This is a genomic window from Streptomyces sp. SM10 (assembly GCF_002910915.1).
Taxonomy (GTDB): Bacteria; Actinomycetota; Actinomycetes; order Streptomycetales; family Streptomycetaceae; genus Streptomyces.
This window is the reverse complement of sequence record NZ_NEUF01000068.1, coordinates 324460-339010: the sequence shown is the minus strand read 5'-3', so window position 1 is coordinate 339010 and position 14551 is coordinate 324460. Positions and strand designations below refer to the sequence as shown.

Annotated in this window: 8 protein-coding genes and 1 pseudogene; 7 read left to right on the top strand and 2 right to left on the bottom strand. The window is 70.1% G+C overall.

Annotation, left to right across the window (positions count from 1 at the left end; all coding sequences use genetic code 11):
* Positions 1–90: 90 nt before the first annotated feature.
* A pseudogene (locus B9S57_RS10405) lies at positions 91–1796 on the bottom strand (beta-L-arabinofuranosidase domain-containing protein); the annotation flags it as partial.
* 468 nt (positions 1797–2264) lie between these two features.
* Between B9S57_RS10405 and B9S57_RS10400 the strand changes: the two are divergent.
* The 7 genes from B9S57_RS10400 to B9S57_RS10370 all read left to right on the top strand — a co-directional run bounded on the left by B9S57_RS10400 (position 2265) and on the right by B9S57_RS10370 (position 11405).
* Positions 2265–3350 carry an ABC transporter substrate-binding protein gene (locus B9S57_RS10400; RefSeq protein ID WP_103515244.1) on the top strand — a complete coding sequence of 362 codons (1086 nt, stop codon included), beginning with the start codon at positions 2265–2267 and terminating at the stop codon, positions 3348–3350.
* Positions 3351–3451: 101 nt separating this feature from the next.
* A complete protein-coding gene (locus B9S57_RS10395) occupies positions 3452–5059 on the top strand; it encodes a sugar ABC transporter ATP-binding protein (RefSeq protein ID WP_103515243.1) in 1608 nt (535 codons plus the stop codon).
* Positions 5056–6054 carry an ABC transporter permease gene (locus B9S57_RS10390; protein WP_103515242.1) on the top strand — a complete coding sequence of 333 codons (999 nt, stop codon included), beginning with the start codon at positions 5056–5058 and terminating at the stop codon, positions 6052–6054. Before B9S57_RS10395 ends, B9S57_RS10390 begins: the two co-directional genes overlap by 4 nt.
* Positions 6051–7094, top strand: a complete 1044-nt coding sequence (locus tag B9S57_RS10385) for an ABC transporter permease (RefSeq protein WP_103515241.1) — start codon at positions 6051–6053, stop codon at positions 7092–7094. Before B9S57_RS10390 ends, B9S57_RS10385 begins: the two co-directional genes overlap by 4 nt.
* 65 nt (positions 7095–7159) lie before the next feature.
* Positions 7160–8197 (top strand): LacI family DNA-binding transcriptional regulator, encoded by a 1038-nt coding sequence (locus B9S57_RS10380; RefSeq protein WP_103515240.1) that lies wholly within the window; start codon positions 7160–7162, stop codon positions 8195–8197.
* On the top strand, positions 8197–9261 hold the full coding sequence (locus B9S57_RS10375; RefSeq protein WP_103515239.1) for an aldose epimerase family protein: 1065 nt from the start codon (positions 8197–8199) through the stop codon (positions 9259–9261). The genes B9S57_RS10380 and B9S57_RS10375 overlap by 1 nt, the downstream gene beginning before the upstream one ends.
* Positions 9262–9392: 131 nt before the next feature.
* Complete coding sequence (locus tag B9S57_RS10370) at positions 9393–11405, top strand: translation factor GTPase family protein (RefSeq protein WP_103515238.1); 2013 nt, start codon at positions 9393–9395, stop codon at positions 11403–11405.
* A 55-nt stretch (positions 11406–11460) separates the two neighbouring features.
* Here the strand turns inward: B9S57_RS10370 and B9S57_RS10365 are convergent, their stop codons facing one another.
* Complete coding sequence (locus B9S57_RS10365) at positions 11461–14466, bottom strand: carbohydrate binding domain-containing protein (RefSeq protein WP_181011300.1); 3006 nt, start codon at positions 14464–14466, stop codon at positions 11461–11463.
* Positions 14467–14551: the final 85 nt, after the last annotated feature.

Below are 14551 nucleotides of genomic sequence, written 5' to 3'. Positions count from 1 at the left end.
CGAGGTTCTCCTTGATGGAGGGAAGAACTCCCCGCGCCGGAGTGTCGCGGGGAGTGGATCGGAAGGGGGCCGGGCGGCGCGCTGTCCTCAGAGCAGATGCCAGAGATGGTCCGCGGTGCCGTTGTCGTCGTACTGGACGACGTGGGCGCTGTTCGCGGTGGAGATGCCGTCCACACCCAGCACCTTGCCGGAGTTGCGGCTGGCGATCCTGTACCAGCGGTCACCGAGCCAGGGTGCCGCGTCCGGGTTCGCTGTCGGGAACGACGTGATCCGCAGCCGTGCCGCGCCCATCGGGACGAGTGTGACGTCCTCGACCGGCTCGGTGCTGCCGGATCGGCGCACCATGCGGGCACGCGCAGCACCAACGGGAAGCGCAGCTGTTCCGGGGCCCTGAGGGAGAGGGTGACCGTGTCCGTGAAGGGGTAGCCGGTCTCCTCGGTGAAGGTGACCTCCGCGCCGTCCGCGACCTTCGCCGTGACCTCGCAGGGGGCGTACATCGCCGCTGCGAGACCGTTGTCCGGGGTGGCCAGCCAGAGCTCCTCGGTGAAGTAGGGCCAGCCAATGCCGTAGTTGTGCGGGCAGCAGCGGTACTGGTCGACGCCGGGCAGGAACGCCTGCATGGCGAAGCCGTTCTGGAACTGCCGGTCCTTCTTGGGGACGTTGTCCAGGTCGACACTGTTCGCACTCGTGACGTAGTGGATCGCCTTCCCCGACGGGTCCAGCGAGGCGGGCAGCGAGTTGAACGCCAGTTCCTCGCAGCGGTCCGCCCAGAGGGGGTCGCCCGTGATCCGGGTGAGCAGCTGGTGGCTCGCCACGAACTCGACGATTCCGCAGGTCTCGAACCCCTGGCGGGGGTCCCCGTGTCCCTCCCTGGCGTTCTCGTCCCCGGCGAAGCCGCCGCCGGGGAACTGCCCGTACCGGTCCATGGCCTTGGCGTACGTCCCGTACGTGTCCCGGGTGTCCTGCTGCGAGCCGCTGCGCAGGGCGTACTGGGCGGGTTCGCGGAAGCCCTGGGCGATGTTGACGTTGTGCGGGTTGACCAGGTTGTCACCCCAGTCGGCCCCGTAGCGGTGGATCGTGTCGGCGAGGTCGAGCAGGAAGGCGTCGCCGGTGCGGTTGAACAGCCAGAAGACGCTGTCCAGCCCGTCGCCCCAGCGCAGCGCGATCCAGCTGGTGTCGAAGGCGCCGGGGCCCTGGGTGTTCATGTAGCGGAAGAACCTGCTGAGGAACGGGATGATCCGCCTGTCGCCGTTGTACTCCTGCCAGGAGCGCAGCGCCTGGACCAGCGGCAGGAAGGGCCAGAAGTCAGGACCGCCGTTGAGCGAGGTCCGCAGGGCCTTCGGGCCGAAGAAGCCGTCGGACTGCTGGGTCGTGAGGATGGCGTCGATCCACTTCCGGGCGCCGGCCAGCGCCGTCGCGTCACCGGTGACGATGGCCAGGTCCGTGTACCCCCGCAGCCAGTAGGGGACTTCCTCCCAGCCGCCCTTGTCGGGCCTGACCCAGCCGGACTCACCGAAGTCGAGGAAGTGGGAGAACTCCTCGTACCGGCCGCAGAGACCGTCCAGCTGCATCCGGAGCTGGCCGGCCAGCCAGCCCTTGGCGGCGACGTGCCCGGGGGGAAGCTTCAGGAACGCCGTCGGGTGCAGCGGCGCGGTGTCGGGGGAGTAGTGGCCGCCGGGCACGGCGGGCATCACACCCCCGGCCGCCGTCGCGGTGGTGGCCCAGCGGCCGCCCGCGGTGACCGCGGCGGCGGTGGCCAGGGCGCCGGTCATGAGTTGTCTGCGGTTGAGGGGCATCGTGTGGGGACTCCGCTTCTGCTCTGCCGGACAAGAGCGGGGTGACCGGTCCGGATCGGACCGGCCCCTGGCGAAGGTGGCCGTGGCACCCGGACCTGACGGCACGACACCTCACTTGCAACGTTAGAAATTGATGTCGGCGGTATGACAGCACGCGGTCAAGCCGGTGTCCAGGGGTGACGCAGGACCTGGTGCCGTACCGCCCCGCCGGGCGGCACGCCCCGGGCCGACACATTTTGGAAACGCGTCGACAACTCTCTTGCCGCCTGTGCTGCCGCGCCTATATAACGTTGTAAACCGAGCCGCCGAGAGGCCGCACAAGCCCTCACGGCCACCCGTTTCCGCAGCTGGAAGCGGGTTCGTGAGGGATACGTCGTCATCTGCCGCCGAGCGGCCGATGCACCGTCCCGCCATGCCCGACCGCACGCCGCACGGCGTGCCGTCACCTCGCCAAGGAGCGTCCCGCGCATGATGACCCAGCGTCGATCCCGTACCCTCGCCGCGGCCTGCCTGCTCGCCGCCACCGCCACGCTGGCCGTTTCCGGCTGCTCCAAGTCGGAGACCGCGGACAACGCGGGCGGTGACAGCAGCCAGGGAGCACAGGCGGCCAAGTCCCCCGAAGCCGCCTCCGGCCCGGGCTGTTCGCTGCAGACCTACGGCGCACCCAAGATCGACCTCAAGGACGCGGTGGTCGGCTTCTCCCAGTCGGAGAAGGAGGCCAACCCCTTCCGCATCGCCGAGACCCAGTCCATCAAGGACGAGGCCGCCAAGGTCGGCGTCAAGAAGCTGCTCACCACCAACGCCCAGTCGCAGCTGTCCAAGCAGATCAGCGACATCCAGGACATGCTGTCCCAGGGCGCCCAGTTCCTCATCATCGCCCCGCTGAACTCCGACGGCCTCGAGCCGGCGCTCAAGGCCGCGGCGGCGAAGAAGGTTCCCGTCCTCACCGTCGACCGCAAGGTCAACTCCGAGGCATGCAAGGACTACGTGGCCTTCCTCGGCTCCGACTTCGTCGAGCAGGGCAAGCGCGCCGCCGACGCAATGATCAAGGCGACCGACGGCAAGGGCAAGGTGGCGATCCTCCTCGGCGCCTCGGGCAACAACGTGACCACCGACCGGACCAAGGGCTTCGTCGACCAGATCAAGGCCCAGGCACCCGGGATCGAGATCGTCGCCCAGCAGACCGGCGAGTTCGCCCGCGACAAGGGCCAGCAGGTCATGGAGCAGCTCATCCAGTCCAAGCCCGACATCACGGCCGTCTACGCCGAGAACGACGAGATGGGCCTCGGTGCCGTCACCGCGCTGAAGTCCGCCGGCAAGAAGCCCGGCAAGGACGTCAAGATCGTCTCGGTGGACGGCACCCGCAACGCCGTGCAGGCCCTGGTCAACGGTGAGTACAACGCCGTCATCGAGTCCAACCCGCGCTTCGGACCGCTGGCCTTCGCGACCGCCGAGAAGTTCTACGGCGGCGAGGAGATCCCCGAGAACGTCATCATCAGCGACCGCGCCTACGACGAGACCAACGCCAAGGAATCCCTCGGCGGGGCGTACTGATCCGCTCCTGAAGCCAACGGCCCCGGCCGCCGCGGCACCCTGACCGGGCCACGGCGGCCCCCGGGCCCTCCTCCTTGGACAGCGGAAGGCCACGAACACCCATGGCACCACCCGAAGCAGTACCTCAGGCACCGGAGGCGGCACCGTCCGCGGCCTCCGCCGTGCTCGAAGCCCGCTCGGTGAGCAAACGGTTCCCCGGCGTCGTCGCCCTCGACGACGTCTCCGTCTCCCTCCGCGCGGGGGAGACCCACGCCCTGGTCGGGGAGAACGGCGCGGGCAAGTCCACCCTCATCAAGGTGCTGACCGGTGTCTACCGGCCGGACGGCGGGGAACTGCGGATGACGGGTGAACCGGTCCGGTTCGCCCGGCCCTTCGAGGCGCAGCAGGCCGGCATCTCCACGATCTACCAGGAGGTCAACCTCGTCCCGCTCATGAGCGTGGCGCGGAACATCTTCCTGGGACGCGAGCCCCGCAACCGCTTCGGCCTCATCGACTTCGCCCGGATGCACCGGGAGACCGGCGAGCTGCTCGACGGCTTCGGCGTGCGCGTGGATCCCCGTCGCCCGCTGCACACCCTCGGTGTCGGCACCCAGCAGATGGTCGCCCTCGCGCGTGCGGTCTCCGTCAACGCCCAGGTCGTCATCATGGACGAGCCGACCTCCTCGCTCGAACCCCGCGAGGTGGAGACCCTCTTCCGCGTCATCGAACGCCTGCGCGGCCAGGGCATCGCCGTCCTCTACGTCAGCCACCGCATGGACGAGCTCTACCGGATCTGCGACCGGGTCACCGTCCTGCGCGACGGCCGCCACATCCACACCGGCGACCTGGCCGACCTCGACCGGATGCAGCTGGTGTCGATGATGCTCGGCCGCGACCTGTCCGAGGTGCGGCGCTCCGGCGCCACCAGCTTCGCCGCGGAGGGACACGAGGCCGCCCGTGCGCCCGTCCTCACCGCGACCGGCCTCTCCAGCCGCCTCCAGCTCCACGACATATCCGTCTCCCTGTACGCGGGAGAGGTGCTCGGCCTCGGCGGTCTCCTCGGCTCCGGCCGGAGCGAGACGGCGAAGGCCCTCTCCGGTGCGCTGCCCCTGGACGAGGGGCAGATCACCGTTGACGGCGCCCCTCTGAAGCGCCTCACCCCGGCCGCCGCCATCCGGGCCGGCATCAGCCTGCTGCCCGAGGACCGAAAGGCCGAAGGCATCGTGCCCGGCCTCTCCGTCCGCGAGAACATCGTGCTGGCCGCCATGCCCCGCCTCTCCCGGGCCGGAGTCGTCTCGCGCGCCAAGCAGGACCGGATCGTCGACATCTTCATGAAGCGCCTGCGGATCAAGGCGTCGAGCCCCGAACAGAAGGTCGGGGAACTCTCCGGCGGCAACCAGCAGAAGGTCCTGCTGGCCCGCTGGCTCTGCCTGGAGCCCAAGGTCCTGCTGCTCGACGAACCCACCCGGGGCATCGACGTCGGAGCCAAGGCCGAGGTGCAGAGCCTCATCGACGACCTCGCCCGCGAGGGCCTCGCCGTCCTGCTCATCTCCTCCGACATCGAGGAGCTCATCGAGGGCGCCGACCGGATCGTCGTCCTGCGCGGCGGGGCGGTCGCGGGCGAACTCTCCGGCGACGACGTGGCCGAGGACCGGCTGCTCGAAGTGCTCGCCGACCACGCACCGGAGCCGGCGGACAGGGCCCCGGCCGCCCAGGAGGACCCCCGATGACCGAGACCGCCGTCGCCCCGCCCACGAAGAGCGGCCAGCCCCAGACGCCCGTGAGCCCCCTGGTCCGGCTGCGTGACCCCGCCTGGTACCAGCGGTACGGCGTCTACGTGGCCGTGGCGGTGGTGCTCCTCTTCAATGCCCTGTTCACGGAACACTTCATGACCGCCGGCAACTTCCGCACCCAGCTCGTCCAGGTCGCCCCCATCGTCATCGTGGCCCTGGGCATGGCCCTGGTCATCGGGACCGAGGGCGTCGACCTGTCCGTCGGCTCGACCATGGCCCTCGCCGCCGCGTTCCTCCCGCTCTACCTCGGCTACGGGCTCGTCCCCGCGCTGGTCGTCTCGCTCCTGGCCGGCGCGGTCGTCGGAGCCGTCAACGGCGCTCTCGTCTCGCTCGTCGGACTCCAGCCCATCGTGGCCACGCTCGCCCTTTTCGTGGGGGGCCGGGGACTCGCCCTGGTCATGGCCGACGGCCGGCTCAAGCAGATCGTCAACCCCGACCTGCTGTCGCTGGGCACCGGCTCCTTCCTCGGCGTCCCGGTGGTCGTGTGGATCGCCGGAGTACTGGCCGTCGCCGTCGCCTTCCTGGTGCAGCGGACCACCTTCGGCCGGCAGATCGTGGCCGTGGGCGGCAACCGCTCCGCCGCCGCCCTCGCCGGACTGCCCGTCAAGCGGGTCCTCATCGGCGTGTACGTGCTCTGCGGAGTGCTCGCCGCCCTGGCCGGCATCCTCGCCACGGCCCGGCTCACCGCGAGCGACCCGTCCTCGCTCGGCACCCTCATGGAACTCTCCGCCATCACGGCGGTCGTGGTCGGCGGAACCCCCCTCAACGGAGGCTCCGTCCGGGTGCTCGGCACCGTCGCCGGCGCCCTGCTCATGCAGCTCCTGCGCGCCACGCTCGTCAAGCACGACCTGCCCGACTCCACCGCACAGATCGCCCAGGCGGCCATCATCATCGCCGCCGTCTACGTCGCCCGGGAGCGTCGGTCCCGATGAACCAAACCAAGCCCGTCACCGCCGCCCCGGCCCCGGTGCCGACGAAGACGCCCGCGGCCCGCCCGGCCGCCGGCCCCGAGCAGACCGGCCGGCAGCGCGCCGCCGAACTCCTCCGACGCCAGGGCGTCCTCGCGGTCCTCCTGGCCGTCGTGATCGCCGCCTCGTTCGTCTACCCGACCTTCGCGTCCCCGGACAACGCCCGCGGCGTCACCATCCAGGCATCCTTCCTCGCCGTGGTCGCGCTCGGCATGACGATGGTCATCATCACCGGCGGCATCGACCTGTCCGTCGGATCGGTCTTCGCCCTCGGGGGCGTCCTCGCCGCCTGGGCCTCGCAGTACGGATTCCTTGCCGCACTGCTGCTCCCCCTCGTGGTGTGCGGCGGGATCGGCCTGCTGAACGGTCTGCTGATCGCGCGCGGGAACATGGCGCCCTTCATCGTCACCCTCGCCACCCTCCTGGGCGCCCGCGGACTGCTGCTCGCCCTCACCGACGAGGGCGCCACCACCTATCTCGTGCCCAAGGACTCCGCCTTCGGCGACCTCGGCCAGGGCAGCGTCTGGGGCTTCGGCCACCCGATCCTCATCGCACTGGTCCTCTTCGGCGTCGGCGGGCTGGTCCTGCAGCGCACCTCCTTCGGGCAGACGCTCTTCGCCGTGGGCGGCAGCAGCGACGCGGCCACCCTGATGGGCCTCCCCGTCGCCCGTACGAAGATCCTCGTCTACACCCTCAGCGGCCTGCTCGCCGGCCTCGCCGGCGCCCTCAACGCCGCCCGGCTTTCCTCCGGCGTCACCATCGTCGGCGTGGGCATGGAACTCGACGCGATCTCCGCCGTCGTCATCGGCGGCACACTCCTCGTCGGAGGCGCCGGATCCATCAGCGGAACCCTCTGGGGCGTGCTGCTGCTGGCCGTCATCCAGAACCTGATCAACCAGATCGGCTCGCTCAACTCCTCGTACCAGTCGGTGGTGAGCGGCGGTTTCCTTATCGTTGTCGTGGTGGCCCAGCGCTATCTCGCGCGCAACCGCAGAAGCACCTGACGACGGGCCGGCCGGTCGGGCCGGCCCACAGAGCCAAGTCGAGCCGAGCCGAACCAAGGAGTGCCGTGGGCGTCAGCCTCAAGGACGTTGCACAACGGGCGGGCGTGTCCATCAAGACCGTGTCGAACGTGGTGAACAACTATCAGCACGTCACACCGGCCATGCGGGCCAAGGTGCAGCAGGCGATCGACGAGCTCGGCTACCGGCCGAACCTCACCGCACGCCATCTGCGCAAGGGCCGCACCGGCATCATCGCCCTCGCCGTCCCCGAGTTCGGCAACCCCTACTTCGCCGAGCTGGCCGGAGCGGTCATCGACGCGGCCGCCCGGCACGACTACACCGTCCTGGTCGACCACACCGCCGGACTCAGGGAGAAGGAGCTCCTGGTCAGCCAGGGATTCCGGTCCCACGTGATCGACGGCCTCATCCTCAGCCCCATCCACCTGGAGACCGAGGACCTCATGGCGCGCACCGAGACGGCGCCGCTGGTCCTGCTGGGCGAGCGCGAGTACGAGGCGCCCTACGACCACATCGCCATCGACAACGTGGCGGCCGCCCGCGCGGCCGTACGCCACCTGGTCGGCCAGGGCAACCGGCGCATCGCCTTCCTCGGATCGCGCACGGGACAGGAACGCCAGCCCGCCCATCTGCGGCTCCGTGGGTGGCGCGAGGAGCTCGAGGCCTCCGGCATCACCCCCGACGAGTCCCTCGTCGTGGTCACCGACGGCTACGGCCGCGAGGACGGGGCCGCCGGCATGGTGCGGCTCCTGGACCAGGAGGACCGGCCCGACGCCGTGTTCGCGTACAACGACCTCATCGCCATCGGGGCGATGCGGACCATCACCGAACGCGGCCTCCGGATTCCCGACGACATCGCCGTCGTCGGCTTCGACGACATCGAGGAGAGCCGTTACACGACCATCACCCTCACCACCATCGCCCCCGACAAGGAGGCCATCGCGCGCCTCGCCGTCGACAGCCTCGTCGAACAGCTCTCCGGCACACCCGTCGCCGAACCGCGCAGGCCACGCCCGGGCTACCGCCTCGTCGTCCGCGAATCCACCACCCCCGGGCCCGACTCCGGCCACACCGAGGACCTCTGATGCCGCGCCCCACCGTGCACCGCACCCCCTTCGGCTCCACCCACGGGACACCGACCGACCTGTGGACCCTCGAGAGCGGCACGGGTGTCCGTGCCGAGGTCCTGACCTACGGCGCGTCGCTGCACCGCCTCACCGTGCCCGACACCAGCGGTGTCACCGCCTCCGTCGTCCGGTCCCTGGAGACCCTCGACGACTACACCGCCAAGCACCCCTACTTCGGCGCCGTCGTCGGTCGCTACGCCAACCGCATCGCGCACGGCCGCTTCGTCCTGGACGGGACCGAGCACCACATCCCCGCCAACGACCGCGGCCACGCCCTGCACGGAGGACCGGACGGCTTCCACACCAAGGTGTGGGAGGCCGAGGCGGACCGGAGCGACGACAGCGTCTCCGTGCGCCTCACCCTGCACAGCCCGGACGGCGACATGGGCTTTCCCGGAGCACTGGACTCCACCGTCACCTACACCCTCGGCACGGCCGGAACCCTGGCTCTCCAGTACACCTCCGTCACCGACCGCCCCACGGTCGTCAACCTCACCAACCACGCCTACTTCGAACTGACCGGCCACGGTGACGTCCTCGGCCACCGCCTGGAGGTCGACGCCGACACCTACCTGCCGGTGGACGACGACGGCATCCCCCTGGGGCCGCCCGCAGAGGTCCGCGGAACCCCCTTCGACCTCACCGGACCACGTGTCCTGGCGGAGTGCCTCGGCGAGGACGACGGCCAGTTGCGCGCGGCGGGCGGCTTCGACCACTCCTGGGTCCTGCGCGACTCCGGCGGCGGCCTGCGCCGTGCCGCGCGGCTCACCGCCCCGGACGCGGCCCGGATCCTGGAGGTGTGGACGACGGAGCCCGGCATCCAGGTCTACACCGCCAACCAGCTCGACGGCTCCTTCACCGACGGCACCGGCCGACGACACGAACGGCACGGCGCGGTCTGCCTGGAGACCCAGCACCTGCCCGACTCGCCCAACCGTCCGGACCTGCCCAGCACCGTGCTGCGCCCCGGCGACACCGCACGCAGCCGTACCGAGCTCCGCTTCCCGCACCTGAACCATTAATCGATTGCCCGCCGGCGCGACGGCCTGCTGTAATTCCGGCACCAGCTGATCAACCCGGGAGATGTCCATGCGCCGAGCTTCTGAGTCCGCCCAGACAGGAATTCACCCCTATCTCGAGGACCTGAAGCTCAGTGCACACATTGAACCTGGGAATTCTGGCGCACGTAGACGCCGGTAAGACGAGCCTGACCGAGCGGCTGCTCCACAACGCCGGAGTCATCGCGGCGGTCGGCAGCGTCGACGACGGCAGCACACGGACCGACTCCCTCGCCCTGGAGCGGCAGCGCGGCATCACCATCAAGTCGGCGGTGGTGTCCTTCGCCGTCGACGGTGTCACGGTCAATCTGATCGACACCCCGGGCCACCCCGACTTCATCGCCGAGGTGGAACGGGTCCTCGGCGTACTCGACGGTGCGGTGCTCGTCGTCTCCGCCGTGGAGGGCGTCCAGGCCCAGACCCGCATCCTGATGCGGGCGCTGCTCCGCCTGCGCATCCCCACGCTCGTCTTCGTGAACAAGACCGACCGCGCGGGCGCACGGTGCGAAGGCGTCCTGGCCGACGTCGCCCGACGGCTGTCGCCCGCGGTCGTGGCCATGGGCTCCGTCGAGGCCGCGGGGACCAGGAGCGCCGCCACACGGGCCTTCACCGCCGGGGACCCGGGCTTCGTCACCGCGCTGACCGACCTGCTCACCACCCACGACGACGACCTCCTGGCCGCGTACGTCGAATCAGCCGCAGGCGTTCCGTACGGCCGGCTCCGTGAGCGGCTGGCGGCACAGACCCGCCGGGCCCTGGTACACCCCGTGTACTTCGGCTCCGCCGCCACCGGCGCCGGAGTGGCCGAACTGACCGCGGGCATCGCCGCGTTCCTGCCCGCGGTCGGCCAGGGCGCCGAAGGCCCGGCCTCGGGCACGGTGTTCAAGGTCGAGCGCGGCCCGGCGGGGGAGAAGATCGCGTACGCCCGCATGTTCTCCGGAGAGGTGCGCACCCGGGAACGCGTCCGACTGCTGGGCGACGGCGACCAGGAGCCCCGCGAAGGCAAGATCTCCGCCATCACCGTCTTCGACAACGGGACCGACGTCCGCGGCGACGCGCTGCCTGCGGGCAGGATCGGCCGACTGCGCGGTCTCCACACCGTCCGGATCGGGGACACCATCGGCGAGGTCGGCGGACGGCCGGCCAGGTCCCACTTCGCCCCACCCACTCTGGAGACCGTCGTCACCCCCTGCCGGAGCGAGGACAGGGGAGCGCTGCACATCGCCCTCGGACACCTGGCGGAGCAGGACCCGTTGATCGGCGTGCGCCGTGACGAGCTCCGGCAGGAGGTCTCCCTGTCGCTCTACGGCGAGGTCCAGAAGGAGGTCATCCAGGCGACGCTCGCGGACGAGTACGGCATCGAGGTCGGCTTCCGGGAGACGACGACCATCTGTCTGGAGCGGCCCGCGGGGACGGGCGCGGCCGTCGAATTCATCGACGTCGATCCGAATCCCTTTCTCGCCACCGTCGGTCTGCGCGTGGAGCCCGCCGCATTCGGCAGCGGAGTGGAATTCCGCCGGGAAGTGGAGCTGGGAGCCATGCCGTACGCCCTGATGCGGGCGGTGGAGGAAACTGTGCAGGAGACGCTCGCCCAGGGAATTCACGGATGGCGGGTCACCGACTGCACGGTCACCCTGACCCATACCGGATACTGGCCCAGGCAGAGCCATGCGCACGCGGTGTTCGACAAGAGCATGTCGAGCACGGCGGGCGACTTCCGGAATCTGACGCCGCTGGTGCTGATGGAGGCGTTGAGACGGGCCGGGACGACGGTGTACGAGCCCGTGCACCGCTTCCGCGCCGAGCTCCCCGCCGACGCGATCGGCCCGCTTGCGCCGGTCGTCGCGCGGCTGGGCGCCGTTCCGGGGCCTCCGGTGACGGACGGCGTCGTCTGCACGGTGGAGGGGGTGGTCCCGGCCGCCCGCGTCCATGAACTCCAGCAGCTGCTACCGGGGATGACGCGCGGGGAAGGGGTGATGGAGTCCGCGTTCGAGGACTACCGGCCGGTCGAGGGTCGCCTTCCGCGCAGGTCCAGGACCGACCGTGATCCGCTGAACCGCAAGGAGTACCTCCTGCGCACCCTGCGCCGGGTCGCCGGCGGCCGGTGAGGCACGGCGGATGCGGCCGGACACGCTCGGGAGCATGTCCGGCCGCACCGCGGGTTCACTTCAGGTACGGGCCCGCCGCACCGATCTTCCCCGGGGCCGCGTTCCTGCCGCCGAGGTCGAGGACGTACACCCGCAGATTGCCCTTGCCCGGCGCGGCGACGGTGAGCGTGCCGCCGGTCACCACCTGGGTGTCACCGGTGACGGCGTCCGTGTAGGTGCCGTCGGGGATGCCCGTGTACGTGGCGCCGCCCGTGACCGTCACCAGCGCGAAGCTGTCCGTGCCGCTCGCGGCGTCGGTGTAGCGCCGCTTGTACGCCATCGAGCCGCTGATGCCCTCCGTCGAGTACTGCCCCATCTGCAGGGCGGGCACGGCCCGGCGGATCTGGTTGAGCCGCTGCACGTGCGTGACCAGCGGCTTCGCCAGGGTGTCCGCGACCGCGCCGGAGGCGGAGGAGACCGTGCCGAAGTCCGACGCCTTCACCGTGCCGGCGAGGTGGTCCCCGAAGTACGCCCGGCCGGTCGTCGCCAGCGGGCAGGTGGGCCCGCAGTCGATCTTCCTGCCGGCCTGGAACTCGATCTCGGAGCCGTAGTACAGCGTGGGGATGCCCCGGAAGGTCCACATCAGGGACATGTTCTCGGCCCAGGCGTCCGTGCCGCCCGCGTACCGCTCGCTGCTCTTGTTCGGACCGTAGTCGTGGCTGTCGACGTACACGACGTTGTAGGTGGCGTCGTTGTAACTGTCGTCGGAGTCCTTGCCGTTGTTGTAGGCGTTGTTCGCGTCACCGAAGTTCATGTGCATGCGCATGTCGATGACGTTCATCCCGGAGAACCCGCTGTGGTCCGGTGCGTGGTAGCTGTTGCCGGTCAGGAAGGCGTTGGTGGACGTCGGCTGGGAGCCGGTGCCCTGCTGCTGCTCGTAGGCGTACATCTCCAGGGCGGCCTTCTCGTCGTCCGCGCTGTACTCCTTGCGCTCCTTCCAGGTGTAGAACTGCGCGGAGTGGTTGACCGAGCCGCGGTTCCACTTGTCGTTGACGAAGGCGGCGACCTCACCGAAGACGAAGAAGTTCTTCGCGGCCTCCGTGCCGAACTGCTGGGTGACGCGCTCCTGGATGGCCGGGAGGAAGCGGCGGTTCCAGGTGGTGCGGGGGATGTGGACGGCCGTGTCGACCCGGAATCCGTCGACGCCCATGTCGATGTACTTGTTGTAGGCGCCGATCAGGTAGTTCTGCACCGGCGCGCTCTCCGTGTCGAAGTCGGCGAGGTCGTCGTGCAGCCAGCACGAACGGGAGTCCTCGCCCTCCCAGTTGCCGATCCAGCAGTTGTGGTAGTACGCCTTGGGGAACATGCCCGACGTCGGGCTGGGCCACTGGCAGTTGTAGATCCGGTAGCCCTCCGGCGAGGTGTACTGCGTGGGGGCGCCCCAGTTGACGCAGGTGTTGCCCGAGGGCTCGGCCGTGGACCAGAGGTCGCCGTTGTAGTACGACTTCCCCGACGTGGTCTCGACGGTCAGGCCGTCGTACGCGAAGCCGTCGTTCCTCTCGTCGTAGTACCAGCTCCACTGGGAGTCTCGGACGCCGTACGTCGTCGGGGTGAACAGGCCCTTGGCGCCCCAGCGTGAGGAGTGGTTGTAGACGACGTCCTGGTAGATCTTCATGCCCTTGGCGTGGGCCGCGTCGATGAGGTCCTGGTAGGAGGCCCCCGCCGACTCGAGCCGGGAGTCGACCTCGTAGAAGTCGTAGCCGTGGTAGCCGTGGTAGTCGTAGTCGGACCGGTTCAGGACCACCGGGGTGATCCAGACGGCCGACATGCCGAGGCCCTTGATGTAGTCGAGCTTGTCGACCAGGCCCTTGAAGTCGCCCCGGAACATGGGGTCGTCGTTGGCCGCGTTGCCCGACTTGCTGTGCTGGCCGCCGCCCCGGTTGTTCGCGGTGTCACCGTCGTTGAAGCGGGCGGTGAGGACGAAGTAGATCGGGTCCTTGCGGGGGTCGGTGCCGAGCGGCTTCCCGGAGGCGGGGGCCGTCGGCTTCTCCCCGGTGGTCGCGGTGGCCGCGGCGGAGGCCGCCGAGACGTTCCCGGCGGCGTCGACGGCCCTGACGGTGTAGCTGTAGACCGTCCTCGCCTCCAGGCCGGTGTCCGAGAACACCGTGGAGCCGACATCGCTGACCAGCGTGCCCTTGGTCCCGCCGACCCTCGTCACCTGGTACTTCGTCACGCCGTCGTCGTCGGTCGACGGTTCCCAGGTCACCACGACGGACACCCCGTCCGCGCTCGCCGACACCTTTGCCGGGATGGTGGGGGCCTGGGTGTCCGGGGCCTCGGCCGCGCAGGGATCCTTCGCGCCGCCGGTGACCTTCTTGTCCTTCACCGTGGTGAGACCGGCGGGGACCGAGTAGTTGCTCCCGTTGTTGTTGTCCCAGACCCCGTTGCCGTTGTTGAACGTGGCCAGCATCGTGGTGGCCGAGCCGAGGCCGACCGACGTCTTCACCCAGCCGGCGCAGGCGGGCTCCATGCCCACGCCGGGCACGGTGGTCCAGGCTCCGCCCGCCGGCTGGTAGTGCAGGTTGGTGGTGGTCCAGCCGACGGTGGCGGTCGAGTAGTAGACCGAGGCCGTGTTGCCCTCCGCGGGCTCCGTACCGGCTCCCGCGCAGGGGTCGCTGTGGGCCACCACGCCGTCTTTGACGGTGACGGTCCCGGAGCCCAGGGCGTAGTTCTTCCCGGCGTTGTTGTCCCAGACCCCGGAACCGTTGTTGAACGTCGCGGCCAGGCCGGAGGCGGTGCCCAGGCTGACGGTCTGCTTCACCCAGTCCGTGCAGGCGGCTTCCATGGCCAGACCGGGGACGGTGGTCCAGGACCCGCCGTCGGGCGCGTAATGCAGTTTGTACGACGACCAGTTCTTGGTCTTCGTGTAGTAGAAGACGGTGGCGGTGGATCCGGAGGCCGCCGCGGGTGCCGAGTCCAGCGCCGGGGCGTTCGGCGCGGAGGTGAGGAGGCCCAGCGTCACGGTGGCCGCGACGGCTGCCGGGAGCAGGTGTCCCAGCTTCCGCACAGGGGTGCGTTTCATTCGTCTGTCTCCAGGGGAGTGCCGCGGCGGGTGGACCGCGGCTGCCGGTAACGCGGCCGCTGCGTGAACGGCCGCGTTGTCCCGC